Genomic DNA, 18,934 nt, shown 5'->3' with positions numbered 1-18,934 from the left:
GGTTTGCCGCGTGCCGCCGGGCGGCTTCAGGGTGCGGCCGCCGTCGCGCTGAGCGTCCATTGCGCGACGAGTTCGGGCAACTGCTCCATGTCGTCGAATACGTGGCGCGCGCCGACTGCGTGCAATTTGTCGATCTGCGCGTCGCTCGCATGACCGCCGCCGATGAAACCGAGCACCGTCATGCCGGCAGCGGTCGCGGCTGTGACACCGGTCACGCTGTCTTCCACCACGAGGCAGGCCGACGGCGCGAGTCCGAGGCCTTTCGCCGCGGCCAGATAAACATCGGGCGCGGGCTTCGGGTTCGCCACCGAGTCGGCGCAAAAAAGGCGGTCGCCGAAAAACCTGACCAGCCCCGTGCGCGCGAGCACCGTTTCCACGTAAGGGCGGAAACTGTTGCTCGCACAAGCCTTGACCAGCGGCACCTGCGCGAGCGCGATCTCGATACCCTGAACCGCGGGCGCCTGCATGGCCGCCGCTTCCACCGCGTGACGGATCGCTTCGATGTCTTCGGTGGACAGACTCTTGCCGAGGCGCGACGCCGTGCCCTGCAACACCATCTCGATGCGCAGGCCGAGCAGCGGCAGCACCACCGGCTCGACATCGGTGCCGGGCCAGCGCGCTTCGAGTTCGTGCACCAGCATGCGGGCCGCCACGGCTTCGCTGTCGATCAGCACGCCGTCGCAGTCGCAGATCAGCGCGAAATTGCCGACGCTCGTCCCTGCTGTCTGACTTGCCGTCATTTGACCGCCCCGAACGTAAGGCCGCGCACCAGTTGCTTCTGCGACAGCCAGCCGACGATGAGAATCGGCGCGACCGCGAGCAGCGAGGCCGCGGAGAGCTTCGCCCAGAACAGCCCTTCCGGACTCGAATACGACGCGATGAACACCGTGAGCGGCGCCGCGTTCGAACTCGACAGGTTGATGCTCCAGAACGCCTCGTTCCACGACAGAATCACCAGCAGCAACGCCGTGGACGCGAGACCCGGCAAGGACATCGGCATCAGCAGATAGACGATTTCCTGCCACGTCACGGCGCCGTCGATGCGCCCGGCTTCGAGAATGTCGCGCGGAATTTCGGCGAAGTACGTGAACGACATCCACACTGCAATGGGCAGATTGATGAGCGTGTAGACGATCACCAGACCCGACACCGAGTCGAGCAGACCCGAGTTCTTCCACAGCAGATAGATCGGCACCAGCACGCCGACCGACGGCATCATCTTGGTGGACAGCATCCACAGCAGCACTTTCTGCGTGCGGCGAGTCGGGAAGAACGCCATCGCATAGGCAGCCGGCACGGCGAGCAGCAGACACAGAATCGTGACGCCCGCTGAGATCAGCACCGAGTTCCACGCGAACGAAAAGTAGTTACTGCGCGCAAACACCTCGCGGAAACTGTCGAGCGTCGGCACGAAGAACAGCGATGACGAATAGGCCTGCTGCTCGGTCTTGAATGCGGTGATCGTCATCCAGAAGATCGGGAAAAACAGCAGCAGGGCGACCAGCCAGGCGATCACGCCGGGAATGCCGCGGCGAATCGCGGCGAACGGCGACTTGGCCGGCACGGTCATCGGCGTGCTGGACGCCGGGGTAGAGGCAACATGGCTCATTTTTCGTACTCCCCTTTCAGGTTCTTCGCGAGCATCCGCACGAGGAAGAACGACACGACGTTGGCCAGCACGACAGCGAGAATGCCGCCGGCGGACGCCAGACCCACGTCGAACTGTTGCAGACCCAGCGAGTAGATCAGGTACGACAGGTTGGTGGTCGCGGTGCCCGGACCGCCGCCCGTGGTCGTATAGATTTCGGCGAAGATCGACAGCAGGAAAATCGTCTCCATCATCACCACCACGGCGATGGCCCGCTTCAGGTGAGGCAGCGTGATGTAGAAGAACATCGAGAACGGACCCGCGCCGTCGATACGCGCCGCTTCCTTCTGCTCCTGATCGAGCGACTGGATCGCGGTGAACAGGATCAGGAACGCGAACGGCAGCCATTGCCACGAGACGATCATGATCACCGCAGTGAGCGGATAGTCGGCGAACCAGTCGATCGGCTGCATGCCGAGCGAGCGCATGCCCTGCGCGATCAGGCCATACACCGGATGCAGGATCATGTTCTTCCAGATCAGCGCGCTCACCGTCGGCATCACGAAGAACGGCGCGATGGCGAGCAGCCGCGCGACGCCTTGTCCGTAAAATTTTCGGTCGAACAGAATCGACATCAGCACACCGCCGACCACCGTGATCACGAGCACCGAAATGATCAGTTCGAGCGTGTGTCCGATGGAGGGGCCGAACGACGGATCGCTGGCAAGGTACTTGTAGTTGTCTAATCCGGCGAAACCTTTGAGGTCCGGATTCAGCAGGTTGTAGCGCGAGAACGAAAACCAGATCGTCATCGCGAGCGGAATCGCCATCCACAGCACCAGCACGGCGACCGACGGCGTGACTAGCCAGCGGGCCGAATTGGCTTTGCGGATTTCGCGTTCTTTCTCTGTCTGGGGATGGGCATGCATGAGGGGCAGGCGTAGAGGACGCATGATTGACCACCTGTTCGTAATGCGCGGGCCGGGGCGCGGACGGCTGTCGCCGCCCCCGCCGCATGAGCGCTTGCGCGGCTCACGCTGGAACGGCCCGCTGTGCTGCGTGAGCCGGTCGACGGGCGTCGGCCGGCGCGTTTCACGTTACGTCACAGAACTTGCAGTACGGCTGATCTGCCTGGCCGATGGACCAGGCAGACGCCCAAGGCTTACTTCTGATAGCCGGCCTGTTGCACGGCGCGGTTCGCCGTTGCCTGACCTGCCGCCAGTGCCTGGTCGACCGTCATCTGGCCGGCGATCGCGCCGGAGATGCTCTGACCGACCACCGTTCCGAACGACTGGAACTCGGGAATGCCGACGAACTGCACACCGGTGTACGGCACCGGCTTGAGCGTCGGGTGATCCGGGTCCGCCGTTTCGATCGCCTTCAGCACGAAGTCGCCGAACGGTGCGGCCTGCTTGTATTCAGGACGTGCGTACGTCGACTGACGGGTTCCCGGCGGCACCGAGGCCCAACCTTCGTCCTTCGCCACGAGTTCGATGTACTGCTTCGACGTCGCCCACGTGATGAACTTCTTGGCCGAGTCAGTCTGCCTGGACGACTTCGGAATGGCCAGCGCCCATGCCCACAGCCAGTGCGAACCCTTCGGCGTGACCGCCACCGGCGCGGCCGCGAAGCCGACCTTGTCCGCGATCTGCGATTGCTGCTTGTTGTAGAGCATGCCGGCCGCAACCGTCGCGTCGATCCACATCGCGCATTTGCCCGACGACATCAGCGTGAGGTTTTCGTTGAAGCCGTTCGAGCTCGCTCCCGGAGGGCCGTCTTTCTTCAGCAGATCGACGTAGAACGAGATCGCCTTTTTCCATTCCGGCGAGGTGAGTTGCGCCTGCCACTTTTCGTCGAACCAGCGGCCGCCGAAGGTGTTCACCACCGTCGTGCCGTAAGCCATGTTCTCGCCCCAGCCCGCCTTGCCGCGCAGACAGATGCCGTAGATGCCGTTGGCCTTGTCGGTGAGTTTGTCGGCGAATTGCGCGATCTGGTCGTAGGTCGGCTGATCGGGCATTTTCAGGCCCTTCGCCGCGAACAGATCCTTGCGGTAATACGTCATCGAGCTTTCGACGTAGAACGGCAGCGCGTACAACTGGCCGCCGCTGGAGAGGCCGTCGCGGGCCGTCTTCACCACGTCGTTCAGGTCGTAATCGGCGGGCAGATTGGTCAGCGGCGTGAGCCAGCCGCGCTTGCCCCATTGCGGCGTTTCGTACGCGCCGATCGTCATCACGTCGAACTGGCCGCTACCCGTCGTGATGTCGGTCGTGGCGCGCTGACGCAGCACGTTTTCTTCGAGAATCACCCAGTTCAGCTTGATGTCCGGATTCGCTTTTTCGAACTCGGGCGACAGCTTCTTCAGCTCGATCATGTCCGGGTTGTTCAACGTCGCGATCGTCACCGTGGCTGCCGACGCGTGCAACGCGAAGCAGGCGACTGCGCCGGCGCTGACCGCCTTCAACGCGGATTTGAGGACTGGTTTCATGTGTGCGTCTCCTTTCTCGTACGTTATGTAGTACTGCGTTTGTTCTACCGTTGGTCCAGGTTGAATCGATGACATGGGCTCAGTGAGTCCACTCAGCTCATCCAGTTGCCGCCGTCCACGTTCAGGGTTTGCGCGGTGATGTAGTCGGCATCCGCCGACGCGAGAAACAGCGCGGCGCCGGTCAGGTCGTCCGGCACGCCCATGCGGCCGAGCGGCACGGCCTCGCCCACCAGACGCTTCTTCTCGCCGAGCGGGCGGTTTTCGTAGCGCGCGAACAGCGCGTCGACCTCTTTCCACATCGGCGTATCGACGACACCCGGCGCGATGCCGTTCACGTTGATTCTGTTCGGCGCGAGCGCCAGTGCCGCCGACTGCGTATAGCTCAGCACGGCGGCCTTGGTCGCGCAATAGTGCGACACCAGCGCCTCGCCGCGCCGTCCGGCTTGCGACGACATATTGATGATCTTGCCGCCGTGACCCTGCTCGACCATCTGTCGCGCCACGGCTTGCATCAGGAAGAACATGCCCTTCACGTTGACGGCGAAGAGACGGTCGAACACGTCCCAGGATTCGTCGAGGATCGGGCGCATATCGAACAGCGCGGCGTTGTTGAACAGGATGTCGATGCGGCCGAAGCGCTCCACCGTAACGGCGACGATGCGTTCGATGTCGTCGCGGCGCGTGACGTCGGCGCTGATGGTCAGCACGCGATCGCTGTATTCCGCGAGCAGGGCGGCACCGAAACTGTCGGCCGGTTTCACGTCGACCAGTGCCACGCGCGCACCTTCTTGCAGATAGCGCAGCGCCACGGCTTCACCGATACCGCTTGCCGCGCCGGTGAGAATCGCCACCTTGTCTTGCAATCGTCCCGCCACTGCTGTCTCCGGTTCGTTTCGCTTCTTGTGGCGCAGTGAGCGAACGCCCATCGCGCGAACAATTGCTCTGTTGGTGATCGAATGATCGGATACGCACCGGGCCATGTCAAGGCGCACGACCAGATTTCGATGGTGCAGCGCGGCAGGAGCCAGGCTGGGCGTGGCGGGCTCCGGGTCAACACTAATACAGGATACGAGTGTCGGTCGATCGGCTTTTCACACGGGGTGGCGGCAAAAATTTGAGATACGTTATATCATTGCGACCGCGTCGAGACCGGACACCCGACCGACGACCCTGCGCCGTCGCGCCGGTCCGTCTCGCCCCCGTTCAGGACGGCTGCGCGCCGATGCGTTGGCGCGCAGCAAATCTTTATCCGCCGTTCCGTCATCGCTCCGGAGAACCGCCCATGGCCGTTTCGCACGCAGATCACCAAGCCACGCGCCTCGCGCGTGCCGAGGCGCATGCCGCGCTGCACGGGCTTGCGCTGACGCCGCTGCGCCGTCAGGTGTACGCCGCGATTCTCGCCAGCGAGCGCGCGGTCGGCGCTTACGAACTGCTGGATGCGCTCGAACCGCAGCGCGGCCGCGTGCCGCCCACCACGGTTTATCGCACGCTGGATTTTCTGCTCGCGAATGGCTTCGTGCATCGGATCGAGTCGAAGAATGCGTTCGTGGCCTGCTGCGAGATCGGCGTGCCGCATCGCGGCCAGTTTCTGATCTGCGACCGTTGCAGCACGACCGTCGAAATTCCCGGCGACGAACTCGCCGACCAGCTTTCGCACACCGCGCCGGCACAAGGCTTCGTGGTGCATCGTCAGGTGGTCGAACTCAGCGGACTGTGCGCGCCGTGTGCGCACGCCGCGCGGCTCGACACCGCCCTTCCCTAACGTTTGTGGTTCTTTCAACTTTCACGCAGCAGGAAAAAAGATGAAGAAAATCGGCTCGATGTTGAACGGGGCGCGCCTCGCGCAGAGACTCTCGAAGTACGCCGCAGCGGGCGCGACGGTATTCGCCTTCGCGCACGGCGCGTTTGCCGCGGACACAAAAATTCCCGTCGTGGCAGCGGAAAACTTCTACGGCGACGTGGTGCAGCAACTCGGCGGCGACCGTGTCGACGTGACCAGCATTCTCAGCAATCCCGACCAGGACCCGCATCTGTTCGAAGCCAGCCCGAAGACGGCGCGCGCCTTGCAGCACGCGAGCCTTGTCGTCTATAACGGGGCCGACTACGATCCGTGGATGAGCAAACTGCTCGCCGCTTCGAAGGGCTCGAATCGCGCTATCGTCGTGGCGGCCGAGCTGACCGGCAAGAAAAGCGGCGACAATCCGCATCTCTGGTACGACCCGGCCACCATGCCGAAAGTGGCACGCGCCGTGAGCGCCGCACTCGTGGCGGCTGACCCGGCGCACAAGTCGGCGTACGATGCGAACCTCGCGAAGTTTCTCGACTCGCTCAAGCCGATCGACGCCCGCGTCGCCGCCTTGCATGGCCGCTACGCCGGCGCGCCGGTCACGGCGACCGAGCCGGTGTTCGGCTATATGTCGGATGCAGTGGGCCTCTCGATGCGCAATCTGCGCTTCCAGATGGCGACCATGAACGATACGGAAGCGAGCCCGGCGGATATCGCCGCGTTCGAACGCGATCTGCGCGACCGGCAGGTGCGCGTTCTGATCTATAACAGCCAGGCAACCGAGGCCCTGACCAAACGCATGTTGAAGCTCGCGCAGCAATCGAAGGTGCCGACCATGAGCGTCACCGAAACCGAACCGGCCGGCAAGACCTATCAGACGTGGATGCTGACGCAGCTCGACGCGCTGGATAAGGCGCTGGCAGCAAGCGACGCGGCCGTCAAAGGAAAAACCCCATGAATGAGACTGGCCGCGGCACGCCAGCCAATCCGCCCGCCAACGGGCGCAACAACACGCCCGTGCTCGAACTCGAGCGCGTGACGCTCGAACTCGGCGGTCGCGCGATTCTGCGCGACGCCGGCTTCGTCGTGAATCAGGGCGAATTCATCGGCGTGCTCGGACCGAACGGCGCGGGCAAGACCACCTTGATGCGCGCCGTGCTCGGCCTCGTGCCGGCGACGAGCGGCGCGATCCGCGTACTCGGACAACCGGTGGAACGCGGTCACGCGTCGATCGGCTATATGCCGCAGACGCGCAGCGCGCTCGCGGGACGTCGTGTGCGTGGCCGCGATTTCGTCGCGATGGCCGCCGACGGTCATCGCTGGGGCCTGCCGCACGCCGACCGCGAAACGCGCGCCGATGTCGAGCGCGTGCTGGATCTGGTCGGCGGACGCAAACTCGCGGAACGGCCCTTGTCGGAACTGTCGGGCGGCGAGCGTCAGCGCCTGCTGCTCGCGCAATGTCTGCTCGGCAATCCCAAACTGCTGCTGCTCGACGAACCGCTGATCAGCCTCGATCCGCATCATCAGAAAAGCGTGGTGGAGCTGGTGCGGCGCGTGCAGCAGGAACTCGGCATCGCCGTGCTGTTCTCGGCGCACGAATTGAATCCGCTGCTGAACTCGCTCGATCGCGTGCTCTATCTGGGCAGCGGCGTGGCCGCGCTCGGCACCGTCGACGAAGTCATCACGCGGCCGGTCCTCTCGCGCCTCTATGGCTCGCCGATCGACGTGATGCGCGTGAACGGCCGCATCTTCGTGATGTCGGGTGACGTGGAAGTGGAAAAGCACGACCACGAGCACGAACACGACGAAGGCGGCGGTCACTCGCATTCGCATGGTCACTCGCACGGCCATTCGCACTCGCACGATCACGGCCACGCGCCGTCTCACACTCACGACTCACGCGACGGACACAGTCACGATGTTTGAATACGATTTCATGGTGAATGCGTTCGCGGCGTCGGGGATCGTCGCGGTGCTGGCAGGCGTGGTGGGTTACTTCCTGGTGATGCGCGGACAAACCTTCGCCGGCCACGCGCTCTCGCACGTCGGCTTCACCGGCGCGACCGGCGCGGTGCTGATCGGCATCTCGCCGATCTGGGGGATGATCGGCTTCACGCTCGCGGCGGGTGTCGGGATGGGCGCGCTCGGCGAGCGGCTCGCCGGACGCGACGTGGCGATCGGCGTGATCCTGTCGCTCTCGCTCGGCTTCGGCCTGCTGTTCCTGCACTTCTTCACGGCCTACGCCACCCAGGTCACCGCGCTGCTGTTCGGCAACGTGCTGGGCGTGAACGCCTCGACGCTCGGCGTGCTGGCGGTGCTGGGTATCGTGAGTCTCGGGGCGCTGGCGGCGATCATGCGGCCGCTGCTGTTCGCGTCGCTGCAACCGGAACTCGCGGAAGCCAAAGGCGTGTCGCTGCGGCTGGTGTCGGTGCTGTTTCTGGCGATTGCCGCGCTGGCGGTGGCGGCCTGCACGCAGATCGTCGGCGTGCTGCTGGTGTTCACGCTGATGGTCGGACCGGCCGCGGCCGCGCAGAACGTCACCACGCGTTTATCCACCGGACTCGTGCTGGCCGCGGTATTTGCACTGGCCCAGGCATGGCTCGGACTGACGCTCGCCTTCTACACCGACTGGCCGACGAGTTTCTGGATTACCATCCTGTCGGCGCTGGTGTATGGCGGGAGTTTGCTGAAACGGCGGTAGATTGGCAGTGAAGCGGCGGCAACGAAGCGGCAGCAACGGAATGACCCGCGCTGCCGGTTTCGCCACCGCCGTTCGCTTCAGCCGAGCAGCACCTTCGCGTGATGTGCGAGGTGGTCTTCGATGAAGGTCGAGATGAAGTAATAGCCGTGATCGTAGCCATCATGACGGCGCAAGGTGAGCGGCTGGCCCGCCGCCTTGCACGCGGCTTCGAACACGTCGGGATTCAACTGCTCGGCGAGGAACTGGTCTGCCAGACCCTGATCGACCAGAATGCCTTCGGCGAACCGGCGCGACGCAATGGCCACCAGTTCGCTCGCGTCGTACTGCTTCCACGCTTCGCGGTCTTCGCCAAGATAGCCGCTGAACGCTTTCACGCCCCACGGGCATTGCGACGGCGCGGCGATCGGCGCGAACGCCGACACCGAGCGGTAAATCTCCGGATTGCGCAGCGCCAGCATCAACGCGCCATGTCCACCCATCGAATGCCCAAAAATGCCGAGACGCGCGCCGTCCACGGGCAAATGCGCCAGCACCGTTTCGCGTAGCTCGTCGCGCACGTACGAATACATGCGATAGTGCTGCGCCCACGGCTGCTGCGTGGCGTCGACGTAAAAGCCCGCGCCCACGCCGAAGTCCCACGCCGCGCTTTCGCCCGGCACGCCCGCGCCACGCGGACTGGTGTCCGGCGACACCAGCGCGATGCCGTGCTGCGCGGCGAAGCGCTGCGTGCCCGCCTTGATCGGAAACGTTTCTTCCGTGCAGGTCAGGCCCGCGAGATAGAACAGCGCGGGCACGTTCGCGTTCGCCTCGAGCGCCTGCGGCGGCAGGTACACCGAGAAGCGCATCGACAGACCGATGGTTTGCGAATCGTGCCGGTAGATGCGCTGCTCGCCGCCATGGCAGGCATGCGACGACAGAAGTTCGAGCATCGCGACGCTCCCTTAGTACAGCACGACGGAGCGGATCGACTCGCCCTTCTTCATCAGATCGAAGCCTTCGTTGATGCGTTCGAGCGGCAGACGGTGCGTGATGAGATCGTCGATATTGATCTTGCCTTCCATGTACCAGTCGACGATCTTCGGCACGTCGGTACGGCCGCGCGCGCCACCGAACGCCGAGCCCTTCCACTCGCGGCCGGTCACCAGCTGGAACGGACGCGTGCTGATTTCCTCGCCCGCCGCCGCCACGCCGATGATGAACGACTGGCCCCAGCCCTTGTGCGTGCACTCCAGCGCCTGACGCATCACCTTGGTATTGCCGATGCATTCGAACGAGTAGTCGGCACCGCCGTCGGTGAGCTGAACGATGTGATCGACCACGTTCTCGACTTCGTTCGGGTTGATGAAGTGCGTCATGCCGAACTTCTTCGCGAGTTCGACGCGGCCCGGATTGATGTCCACGCCGATGATCTTGTCCGCGCCGACCATCTTTGCGCCCTGGATCACGTTCAGGCCGATGCCGCCCAGACCGAACACCACCACGTTCGCGCCCGCCTCGACCTTCGCCGAGTACACGACCGCGCCAACACCCGTCGTCACGCCGCAGCCGATGTAGCAGATCTTGTCGAACGGCGCATCTTCACGCACCTTCGCCACCGCGATTTCCGGCACGACGATGTAGTTTGAAAACGTGGACGTGCCCATGTAGTGAAACAGCGGCTTGCCGTCGAGCGAAAATCGCGACGTCGCGTCGGGCATCAGACCCTTGCCTTGCGTCGAACGGATGGCCTGGCAAAGATTCGTTTTGCGCGACAGGCAGAACTTGCACTGACGGCACTCCGGCGTGTAAAGCGGAATGACGTGATCGCCCTTCTTCAGGGTGCCGACGCCCGGGCCGGTATCCACGATCACGCCCGCGCCTTCGTGGCCGAGAATCGCCGGGAAGATGCCTTCCGGGTCCGCGCCCGAGAGCGTGTAGTAGTCGGTGTGGCAAATACCGGTTGCCTTCACTTCGATCAGGACTTCACCGGCGCGCGGGCCTTCGAGATCCACTTCCTCGATCGTCAACGGGGCGCCGGCTTTCCAGGCGATAGCTGCTTTGGTTTTCATCGTGAATGCTCCTGTGTGTCTGTGAATGCGAAGCGCGAGGCAGGCCATGCATGCGCCGCCGTCGCGTGCCGGCATCTAACTTAGCGCGCAAAAAACGTAATGGTATTGCAAAGAGCGTCGCGGCATTGTCCGAAGCGGACATGACAGGCGTTATCGAGCCGAGGCATCGTCGAACCAGCTCTCGACGCGGCCATACAGATCGAGAAAACGCGCATAGCGCGCGGCGAGCGCGGTGTCGCCTCGCGGACCCGCCACCCGCGTCGTGCCGGGCGCGAGTCGGGCGAGGTCGCCTGCGTGCCAGTGGCCGCTCGCCAGTCCGCCGAGGATGGCGGCGCCGCGCGGCGCCGCGTTCGGACAATCCACCGCATGCAACTCGACGTCGAGCGCATCGGCAAGCAATTGCCGCCAGCGCGCATCGACGGAACCGCCGCCCGCCAGCTTCAGCGCGCTCACGCTCGCGCCGCTTGCACGAATCGCGTCGAGCCCGGCGCGCAGCGAAAACGCGACGCCTTCGAAAGCGGCCCGCATGATCGCGCCGCGCGAGTGATCGAGCGCCAGCCCGAGCCAGCCGCCACGCGCGGACGGATTGAGCCAGGGCGTGCGCTCGCCGGTGAGATAAGGCAAAAACGTCAGGCCTGGCGCTGCGCTCGAAGCGGTGGAAGTGCTGGCGGCGGCCGTGTCGCCGAACGCGTCGTGATAGGCATCGGCCCATTCGTAGCCGAGCCAGCCGCGCACGCGCTCCAGTGCGACGCCCACGTTCTGCATGGCGGCCATGCGATACCAATGATCGCTCGCCGCGCGATAGCGATGCAGCCCGCGCGCCGCTGCCGGCGTCTGTTCGGCGAGCACGACGATCTGTCCGCCGGTGCCGGTGGTGAGCAGCGCGTCACCGTCATGCGCGAGGCCGCTGCCGAGCGCGGCGCAAGGTGTGTCGGCGGCACCCGTGGCGAGCACGATGCCGGCGCGCAGACCCAGCGCCTGCGCAGCTTTCGTCGACAGCGTGCCGCCCGCCGCATACGACGGCGCCAGCGGCGCGAACCAGTCGCGCGGCAATTGCAGACGCTCGAGCAGCGCGGCGTCCCACGCGCCCGCGGGATCGGCAAGCGCGGTCGCGCAGGCGTCGGACGGATCGGTTGCGATTGCGCCGCCGAGCGCCATGCGCAGCCAGTCTTTCGGTTGCAACGCCCAGCGCGTCCGGCTCGCCGAGGCGGGCTCGTTGCGCACGATCCAGCTCAGCAGCGGACCGGCCATGCCGGGCGCAACCGGATTCGGCTGCGGCTCGGGCCACTCGCCGAGCAGAAGTTGCGCGCGCGTGTCGGGCCATAGCATGGCCGGCCGCACGGCTTCGCCGGCGGCGTCGACCAGCACGACGCCGTGCATCTGTCCGGAGAAGCCGATGGCCTGCACGTCGCGCCTGAGTTCCGCGGGCAAACGAACGGCTGCGTCGAGCAAGGCCTGCCACCAGGTTTGCACCGATGTTTCCGCCCAGCCTGGATGCGGCGTGTCGAGCGCATAGGCGACGCTCGCCGCCGCCAGTTCGCGCCCGTTTTCGTCGACGATGACAGCTTTGAGGGAACCTGTGCCGAGGTCGATGCCGAGAAAACTCATGAGCAATTCAAAGGAAAAAGAAGCCTGAAAAGTGACCCCGAAGCGGGCCCATGACAACCCACGCAAACGCGCGGGAAAAATGCCGGATTGCGGGTTAACCCACCCGCGCGGCGGAGCGCCTGAAAACAGCACTATGCGCTCAGCGAGATACACCTCATCGATTCTCACACATATCGGCCCGGCCGACGGCCGCCGTCGCGCAATCGCGCTTCGCCGCTGCAAAGGGCTTTGCGGCCTTTTATGCAACAGACTGATTTCTTTTGGCTTTCAAATCGCCCTCATGCATATCGTGAGCGGGAATGCGGGAATAGGCCCCAGTGGTCTTGTTGCACTTTTTCGTCCCCGATACCTTGGAGTCATCCCAAAACTAGATGGTGGAGACAGACGATATGCAATCGAACACGGTTCATCCGTGCGACGAGCGACTGCCCGCAGGCCAGTTGCTCACGCTAGGCATTCAGCACGTTCTGGTGATGTACGCAGGCGCGGTCGCGGTACCGCTCATCATCGGCGCGGCGCTGAAACTGCCGAAAGACCAGATCGCGTTTCTCATCAGCGCCGACCTGTTTTCGTGCGGCATCGCCACGCTGATTCAGACGCTCGGTCTGTGGATCTTCGGCATTCGTCTGCCGGTCATCATGGGTTGCACGTTCGCGGCGGTCGGTCCGATGGTGGCGATCGGCACCAACCCGTCGCTCGGCATTCTCGACATCTTCGGCTCGACCATCGCGGCCGGCGTGATCGGCATCCTGCTCGCGCCCGCCGTCGGCAAACTGCTGCGCTTTTTCCCGCCGGTGGTGATCGGCGTGGTGATCTCGGTGATCGGCCTTTCGCTGATGGAAGTCGGCATCAACTGGGCGGCCGGCGGCGTGGGCAATCCCGATTACGGCAATCCGATCTATCTTGGGCTGTCGCTGGTCGTGCTGATGCTGATCCTGCTGATCAACAAGTTCGCCAAAGGCTTTCTCGCCAACATCTCTGTGTTGCTCGGCATCGTCGCCGGCTTCGTGGTCGCGCTGGCGCTCGGCCGCGTGAACATGGACGGCGTGACGCACGCACCGTGGGTCGGTTTCGTGATGCCGTTCCACTTCGGCCTGCCGCACTTCGATCCGCTGTCGATCGCGACGATGGTCACGGTCATGTTCGTCACCTTCATCGAATCGACCGGCATGTTCCTCGCGGTCGGCGACATGGTGGATCGTCCGGTCGATCAGAAAGCGCTGGTGCGCGGACTGCGCGTGGACGGACTCGGCACGCTCGTCGGCGGCATCTTCAATTCGTTCCCGCATACCTCGTTTTCGCAGAACGTCGGTCTGATCGGCGTGACGGGTGTGAAAAGCCGCTTCGTCTGCGCGATGGGCGGCGTGATCCTGGTGCTGCTCGGCCTCTTCCCGAAGATGGCGCAAGTGGTGGCGTCGGTGCCCGCCTTCGTGCTCGGCGGCGCCGGCATCGTGATGTTCGGCATGGTCGCGGCGAACGGCATCAAGGTGCTCTCGAAAGTGGACTTCGTGAAGAACCATCACAACCTGTTCATCGTCGCAGTGAGTATCGGCCTCGGCCTCGTACCGGTGGTCTCGCCGCACTTCTTCTCGAAGCTGCCGCCCGCGTTGTCGCCGCTGCTGCATAGCGGGATTCTGCTGGCGTCGGTGTCGGCCGTCGTACTGAATCTGATCTTCAACGGCGTGAAGAGCGAGAAGAAGGCGCAGTGCGAAATTCGCCGCACCGGTCATGATTTCGACGGACGCGGCGGCAACGAATCGCAAGGCGACGAGATGCTGCGCGCCGCCGACCTGCATTGAATTGAACTGAACTGAGCGGCGCGACGGAACACGATGCGCCGCTGACAACCGCGCGACGCGACCGAGGCCAACGGGCTTCACGCGAAGCGCGGTGAATAAAAAAAGCCACGGCATGCCGTGGCTTTTTGCTTTGCGGTGAGGTGACTCAGCCGGCGGTGGCCGCCGAAGCCGCAGCCGGGGCGCTGGCCGCGCCGTAGTCGACCGGTGCGTCCGCCGGACGCGGCTGGTCGCCGTTGTGCTCGATCCAGCCGCCGCCGAGTGCCTGGTACAAGGTGACCAGGTTTTGCAGACGCTCCATGCGCGCCGTGATCAGCGATTGCTGCGACGAGTACAGATCGGTCTGCGCGGTCAGCACCGAGAGGTAGCTGTCCACGCCGTTCGTGTAACGCAGATTCGACAGATCGAGGCGACGCTGTTCCGCAAACGTATTGCGCTCCAGCGACTGGATCTGCTGATCGTACGTACCACGCGCGGCGAGTCCGTCCGCCACTTCGCGGAAGGCCGTCTGGATCGCTTTTTCGTACGTGGCGATCTGGACTTTCTTCTGGATGTTCGCGAGGTCGAGGTTAGCCAGATTCTGGCCGCCTTCGAAGATCGGCAGCGTGATCGACGGCGCAAAACTCCACGCCGCCGAACCCGGCTTGAACAGACCGCCGAGCGACGGGCTGAGCGTGCCGAAACTGCCGGTCAGCGAAACCTTCGGGAAGAACGCTGCGCGCGCCGCGCCGATATTCGCGTTGGCCGCGAGCAGATTCTGCTCGGCTTCCATGATGTCGGGACGACGCGTGAGCAGATCGGACGGCAGACCAGCCGGAATATCCGTGAGGAGATTCTGGTCGTTCAGCGTCAGACCCGGCGGCAGGTCGGCCGGCAAAGGCTCGCCCACCAGCAGCACCAGCGCGTTTTCAGCCTGCGCCCGCAGACGCGCCTGCGCCTGCAGATTCGCGCCGGCCTGTTCCACCACCGTTTGCGACTGGCGAAGATCGAGCTCGGAGCCGGTGCCGTTGTCGAACTGCAGCTTGGCGATGCGGTACGACTCCTGCGAGGTCTTCAGCGTGTTCTGCGTGACCGTGAGCAGGTCGTCGAGTTCGAGCACCGTCAGATACTGGTTCGCGACCTGCGAGACCAGCGAGATTTCCGCTGCCTTGCGCGCCTGGGTCGTGGCGAGATACTGCGCCAACGCCTGGTCCTTCAGGCTCTGGATACGGCCGAAGAAGTCGATTTCCCACGAGGCGTTCAGGCCCACCGAATAGGTGTTCGAGATCGTCTGGTTGAAGAACGACAGGTCTTTCGGCGTGCGCTGTTTGGTCTGCGACGCGGCGGCGTCGAGCGTCGGCAACAGCCCGGCGCGAACGATACGGAACTGCGCCGCCGACGCCTGCATGTTCAGCACCGACACACGCAGGTCGCGGTTGTTTTTCAGCGCGATTTCGATGACCCGCTGCATGCGTGGATCGACGAAGAAATCACGCCAGCCGATGTCGGCCGCAGCCTGACCATTCGCGCTGCGCGCCGCGCCCTTCGCCTGACCCTGCCCCTGGTCCGGCTGGGTCGCGCCCGGCTGCGTTTCGTACACGCCGCCGGTCGGGAAGGTGTCCGTCACGGGCGGCGTCGGACGCTCGTACTTCGGCGCCATCGTGCAACCCGCGGCGAACAGCGCGACCGCCACTGCTATCAGAGAGTGTTTTTGCATCTCAATGTCCGTCCTTGCCCGAGCCGTTATCGCCCGATGCACCACCTTGCGGATCGTGCGGATGAAGCTTGTTGGAGAGTTCGAACGCCGCATCCGGGTCTTCCTTCTCGCCGCCGAACTTCGCGCGAATCACCACGAAGAACATCGGGATCATGAAAATCGCGAGGAAGGTCGCCGTCAGCATCCCGCCGATCACGCCCGTACCGATGGCGTGCTGGCTCGCCGAACCCGCGCCGTTACTGATCGCGAGCGGCATCACGCCGAGAATGAACGCGAGCGAGGTCATCAGAATCGGACGCAACCGCAGACGTGCCGCTTCCAGCGCCGCCTCGACCGGTCCCATGCCTTCACCCTGCTGCAGTTCGCGGGCGAATTCCACGATCAGAATCGCGTTCTTCGCCGACAACCCCACCGTGGTCAGCAGACCCACCTGGAAGAACACGTCGTTCTCGAGTCCGCGCAGCGTAGCGGCCAGCAGTGCGCCGATCACGCCGAGCGGCACCACCATGATCACCGAGAACGGGATCGACCAGCTTTCATACAGCGCCGCGAGACACAGGAACACGACGAGGATCGAGATGCCGTACAGAATCGGCGCCTGCGAACCCGACTGACGTTCCTGCAGCGACAGACCCGTCCATTCGTAGCCGACACCCGCCGGCAACTTCGTCACGAGCGCTTCCATGGCCGTCATGGCCTGACCGGTCGACTTGCCCGGTGCCGCCGCGCCCTGGATTTCCACCGCGGAAATACCGTTGTAGCGCTCCAGCTTCGGCGAACCGTAGGTCCACGAGCCGCTGGCGAACGCCGAGAACGGCACCATGCCACCCGCGGTGTTGCGCACGTACCAGTCGTTCAGATCTTCAGGCTTCATGCGGAACGGTGCATCGCCCTGCACGTAGACCTTCTTGATCCGGCCGTCGGTATCGAGGAAGTTGTTCACGTACTGCGACGCCCATGCGATCGAGAACGTCTGGTCGATCGCCGACAGCGACACGCCGAGCGCGGATGCCTTCTCGTGGTCGATATCCACCTTGAACTGCGGCGTATCGTTCAGGCCGTTCGGACGCACCTGCGCGAGAGTCGGGTCTTTCGCAGCCATGCCCAACAGCATGTTGCGCGCTTCCATCAGCTTCTCGTGACCCACGCCCGCACGATCCTGCAATTCGAAGTCGAAGCCCGCGGCCGTACCGAGTTCGGGAATCGACGGCGGATTGACCGGATACACCAGCGCGTTCTTGTAGCTGCCGAAGTGCATGAACAGACGGCCCACCAGCGCCTGAACCTTTTGGTCCGAATGCTGACGCACCGAGTAGTCTTTCATGCGCACGAACACGAGACCCGCGTTCTGACCGCGACCGGCAAAGCTGAAGCCGTTCACGGTGAAGGTCGATTCGACGATGCTCTTTTCCGAATTGAGCAGGTAGTCGGACACGTCCTTCAGCGCGCGCGCCGTGGTTTCCTGGGTCGAGCCGGACGGTGTCTGCACCAGCACGAACATCGTGCCCTGGTCTTCGTCAGGCAGGAACGACTTCGGCAACTTCACGAACAGCAGACCCACCGCGAAGATCACCACCATATAGATGATGAGCCAGCGGCCCGAGCGCTTGATCACGTGGTGAACGCCCGAGTGATACTTGTCGCGGCTCTTGTTGAAGGTGCGGTTGAACCAGCCGAAGAAACCGGTGGTTTTCTCTTCGTGACCTTTCTCGACCGGCTTGAGAATGGTCGCGCACAGTGCCGGCGTCAGAATCAACGCGACCAGCACGGAGAGCACCATGGCCGCGACGATCGTGAGCGAGAACTGCCGGTAAATTGCGCCGACCGAACCGCCGGAGAAGGCCACCGGCACGAACACCGCCGACAGCACCAGCGCCACGCCGACCAGCGCGCCCGTAATCTGGTCCATTGCCTTGCGGGTGGCGTCTCGAGGCGATAAGCCCTCCTCCTGCATCACCCGCTCGACGTTTTCCACCACCACGATCGCATCGTCCACCAGCAGGCCGATTGCCAGCACGAGCCCGAACATGGAGAGCGTGTTGATCGAGAAGCCCACCAGACCCATGATCGCGAACGTGCCCAACAGCACCACCGGCACCGCGATCGTCGGGATCAGGGTAGCCCGCAGGTTCTGCAGGAACAGGTACATGACCAGGAACACCAGCACGATACCTTCGAGCAGTGTCTTGACCACTTCTTCGATCGACAGACGCACGAACGGCGTGGTGTCGTACGGATACTGGACGACGAGGCCGTGCGGGAAGTACTTGGACAGTTCCGCGACCTTGGCGCGCACGGCCTTCGCCGTTGCCAGCGCGTTGGCGCCGGTTGCGAGCTGAATACCGAAGCCGGCCGTAGGCTGACCGTTGTACTTGGTGTCGAAGTTGTAGTTTTCGCCACCGAGCTCGATGCGGCCGACGTCCTTGATGCGCACGCGCGAACCGTCCTGATTCACCTTCAGCAGAACGTTGCCGAACTGCTCGGGCGTATTGAGCAGCGTGGCTTCCGTGATCGTGGCCTGCAGCACCTGACCCGGCACGGAAGGCGTACCGCCGAGCGAACCGCCCGCAACCTGAACGTTCTGCGCCTGCAACGCGGTCTGCACGTCGACCGGTGTCAGACCGAAGTTGGTCAGCTTGTTGGCGTCGAGCCAGATCCGCATGGCGTACTGCGAGCCGAACAGCGTGACCGTGCCCACACCGTCGATACGGCTGACCGGATCCTGAATGTTCGACGCGACGTAGTTCGCCAGGTCGTACTTGTTCATGCTGCCGTCTTCGGACACGAACGCCATGACCAGCAGGAAGCTGCTGCTCGACTTCGTGACCTTGGTACCCAGCTGCTGCACGGCTTGCGGCAGCAGCGGCGTGGCGAGCTGCAGCTTGTTCTGCACCTGAACCTGCGCGATGTCAGGGTTGGTGCCGGCCGCGAACGTCAGCGTGATGGTTGCCGTACCCGAGTCGTCCGACGTGGACGACAGGTACAGCAAGTGGTCGAGACCACTCATCTGCTGCTCGATCACCTGCGTGACGGTGTTTTCCACCGTCTTCGCCGATGCGCCCGGGTACGTTGCGCTGATCTGCACGGCCGGCGGTGCGATCGTCGGGTATTGCGCGATCGGCAGCGTGAAGACCGACGCGATACCCGCGAGCATCAGAATAATGGCGATCACCCACGCAAAAATCGGGCGATCAATGAAGAACTTTGCCATGAGGCGGGCTCCCAG

The 18,934-nt window shown here is 64.0% G+C and carries 15 protein-coding genes; 5 read left to right on the top strand and 10 right to left on the bottom strand.

The features are described from left to right. Positions 1-26: 26 nt before the first annotated feature. The 5 genes from P3T18_RS28025 to P3T18_RS28005 form a co-directional block, all read right to left on the bottom strand. Positions 27-740, bottom strand: a complete 714-nt coding sequence (locus P3T18_RS28025; RefSeq protein ID WP_429303210.1) for an HAD family hydrolase — start codon at positions 738-740, stop codon at positions 27-29. Beyond that, positions 737-1,570: a carbohydrate ABC transporter permease gene (locus P3T18_RS28020; protein ID WP_429303416.1), complete on the bottom strand. Its 834-nt coding sequence runs from the start codon at positions 1,568-1,570 to the stop codon at positions 737-739. The genes P3T18_RS28025 and P3T18_RS28020 overlap by 4 nt, the downstream gene beginning before the upstream one ends. Before the next feature lie 35 nt (positions 1,571-1,605). Further along, on the bottom strand, positions 1,606-2,541 hold the full coding sequence (locus tag P3T18_RS28015) for a carbohydrate ABC transporter permease (RefSeq protein WP_429303209.1): 936 nt from the start codon (positions 2,539-2,541) through the stop codon (positions 1,606-1,608). 209 nt (positions 2,542-2,750) lie between these two features. Beyond that, positions 2,751-4,073, bottom strand: coding sequence for an ABC transporter substrate-binding protein (locus P3T18_RS28010; RefSeq protein ID WP_429303208.1), 1,323 nt, complete (start codon positions 4,071-4,073; stop codon positions 2,751-2,753). A 92-nt stretch (positions 4,074-4,165) separates the two neighbouring features. Further along, positions 4,166-4,999: an L-iditol 2-dehydrogenase gene (locus P3T18_RS28005; protein ID WP_429303207.1), complete on the bottom strand. Its 834-nt coding sequence runs from the start codon at positions 4,997-4,999 to the stop codon at positions 4,166-4,168. Between the two features lie 356 nt (positions 5,000-5,355). Between P3T18_RS28005 and P3T18_RS28000 the strand changes: the two genes are divergently transcribed. The 4 genes from P3T18_RS28000 to P3T18_RS27985 are packed head-to-tail and all read left to right on the top strand — an operon-like array spanning position 5,356 to position 8,560. Then, entirely contained in the window at positions 5,356-5,835 is a 480-nt protein-coding gene (locus P3T18_RS28000) for a Fur family transcriptional regulator (RefSeq protein ID WP_429303206.1), read from the top strand. 40 nt (positions 5,836-5,875) lie between these two features. Continuing rightward, positions 5,876-6,817: a metal ABC transporter solute-binding protein gene (locus P3T18_RS27995; RefSeq protein WP_429303205.1), complete on the top strand. Its 942-nt coding sequence runs from the start codon at positions 5,876-5,878 to the stop codon at positions 6,815-6,817. Continuing rightward, positions 6,814-7,785, top strand: a complete 972-nt coding sequence (locus P3T18_RS27990; protein ID WP_429303204.1) for an ABC transporter ATP-binding protein — start codon at positions 6,814-6,816, stop codon at positions 7,783-7,785. The genes P3T18_RS27995 and P3T18_RS27990 overlap by 4 nt, the downstream gene beginning before the upstream one ends. Beyond that, the gene (locus P3T18_RS27985) at positions 7,778-8,560 is read left to right on the top strand and encodes a metal ABC transporter permease (protein WP_429303203.1); all 783 of its coding nucleotides are present in this window, start codon (positions 7,778-7,780) and stop codon (positions 8,558-8,560) included. The genes P3T18_RS27990 and P3T18_RS27985 overlap by 8 nt, the downstream gene beginning before the upstream one ends. A 77-nt stretch (positions 8,561-8,637) precedes the next feature. Here the strand turns inward: P3T18_RS27985 and fghA are convergent, their stop codons facing one another. The 3 genes from fghA to P3T18_RS27970 all read right to left on the bottom strand — a co-directional run bounded on the left by fghA (position 8,638) and on the right by P3T18_RS27970 (position 12,216). After that, positions 8,638-9,489, bottom strand: coding sequence for an S-formylglutathione hydrolase (gene fghA, locus P3T18_RS27980; RefSeq protein WP_429303202.1), 852 nt, complete (start codon positions 9,487-9,489; stop codon positions 8,638-8,640). A gap of 12 nt (positions 9,490-9,501) precedes the next feature. Next, entirely contained in the window at positions 9,502-10,608 is a 1,107-nt protein-coding gene (locus P3T18_RS27975) for an S-(hydroxymethyl)glutathione dehydrogenase/class III alcohol dehydrogenase (protein WP_020069206.1), read from the bottom strand. A gap of 150 nt (positions 10,609-10,758) precedes the next feature. Further along, entirely contained in the window at positions 10,759-12,216 is a 1,458-nt protein-coding gene (locus P3T18_RS27970) for a xylulokinase (RefSeq protein ID WP_429303201.1), read from the bottom strand. A 389-nt stretch (positions 12,217-12,605) separates the two neighbouring features. Between P3T18_RS27970 and P3T18_RS27965 the strand changes: the two genes are divergently transcribed. Continuing rightward, a complete protein-coding gene (locus P3T18_RS27965; RefSeq protein WP_429303200.1) occupies positions 12,606-14,015 on the top strand; it encodes a nucleobase:cation symporter-2 family protein in 1,410 nt (469 codons plus the stop codon). 145 nt (positions 14,016-14,160) lie between these two features. On the opposite strand, the gene P3T18_RS27960 is transcribed toward P3T18_RS27965, so the two are convergent. Both P3T18_RS27960 and P3T18_RS27955 read right to left on the bottom strand, forming a co-directional pair. After that, positions 14,161-15,708, bottom strand: coding sequence for an efflux transporter outer membrane subunit (locus P3T18_RS27960; protein WP_429303199.1), 1,548 nt, complete (start codon positions 15,706-15,708; stop codon positions 14,161-14,163). 1 nt (position 15,709) lies between these two features. Next, positions 15,710-18,919 carry an efflux RND transporter permease subunit gene (locus P3T18_RS27955; protein WP_429303198.1) on the bottom strand — a complete coding sequence of 1,070 codons (3,210 nt, stop codon included), beginning with the start codon at positions 18,917-18,919 and terminating at the stop codon, positions 15,710-15,712. Between the last annotated feature and the right edge of the window lie 15 nt (positions 18,920-18,934).

Origin of the sequence: Paraburkholderia sp. GAS199 (assembly GCF_050436585.1) — a bacterium.
Taxonomy (GTDB): domain Bacteria; phylum Pseudomonadota; class Gammaproteobacteria; order Burkholderiales; family Burkholderiaceae; genus Paraburkholderia.
This window is presented reverse-complemented; position numbering and strand designations above follow the sequence as displayed.

Coding starts and splice junctions, on each gene's coding strand:
- P3T18_RS28025 (WP_429303210.1), bottom strand. CDS start 740: ATGACGGCAAGTCAGACAGCAGGGACGAGCGTCGGCAATTTCGCGCTG.
- P3T18_RS28020 (WP_429303416.1), bottom strand. CDS start 1,570: ATGACCGTGCCGGCCAAGTCGCCGTTCGCCGCGATTCGCCGCGGCATT.
- P3T18_RS28015 (WP_429303209.1), bottom strand. CDS start 2,541: ATGCGTCCTCTACGCCTGCCCCTCATGCATGCCCATCCCCAGACAGAG.
- P3T18_RS28010 (WP_429303208.1), bottom strand. CDS start 4,073: ATGAAACCAGTCCTCAAATCCGCGTTGAAGGCGGTCAGCGCCGGCGCA.
- P3T18_RS28005 (WP_429303207.1), bottom strand. CDS start 4,999: ATGGGCGTTCGCTCACTGCGCCACAAGAAGCGAAACGAACCGGAGACA.
- P3T18_RS28000 (WP_429303206.1), top strand. CDS start 5,356: ATGGCCGTTTCGCACGCAGATCACCAAGCCACGCGCCTCGCGCGTGCC.
- P3T18_RS27995 (WP_429303205.1), top strand. CDS start 5,876: ATGAAGAAAATCGGCTCGATGTTGAACGGGGCGCGCCTCGCGCAGAGA.
- P3T18_RS27990 (WP_429303204.1), top strand. CDS start 6,814: ATGAATGAGACTGGCCGCGGCACGCCAGCCAATCCGCCCGCCAACGGG.
- P3T18_RS27985 (WP_429303203.1), top strand. CDS start 7,778: ATGTTTGAATACGATTTCATGGTGAATGCGTTCGCGGCGTCGGGGATC.
- fghA (WP_429303202.1), bottom strand. CDS start 9,489: ATGCTCGAACTTCTGTCGTCGCATGCCTGCCATGGCGGCGAGCAGCGC.
- P3T18_RS27975 (WP_020069206.1), bottom strand. CDS start 10,608: ATGAAAACCAAAGCAGCTATCGCCTGGAAAGCCGGCGCCCCGTTGACG.
- P3T18_RS27970 (WP_429303201.1), bottom strand. CDS start 12,216: ATGAGTTTTCTCGGCATCGACCTCGGCACAGGTTCCCTCAAAGCTGTC.
- P3T18_RS27965 (WP_429303200.1), top strand. CDS start 12,606: ATGCAATCGAACACGGTTCATCCGTGCGACGAGCGACTGCCCGCAGGC.
- P3T18_RS27960 (WP_429303199.1), bottom strand. CDS start 15,708: ATGCAAAAACACTCTCTGATAGCAGTGGCGGTCGCGCTGTTCGCCGCG.
- P3T18_RS27955 (WP_429303198.1), bottom strand. CDS start 18,919: ATGGCAAAGTTCTTCATTGATCGCCCGATTTTTGCGTGGGTGATCGCC.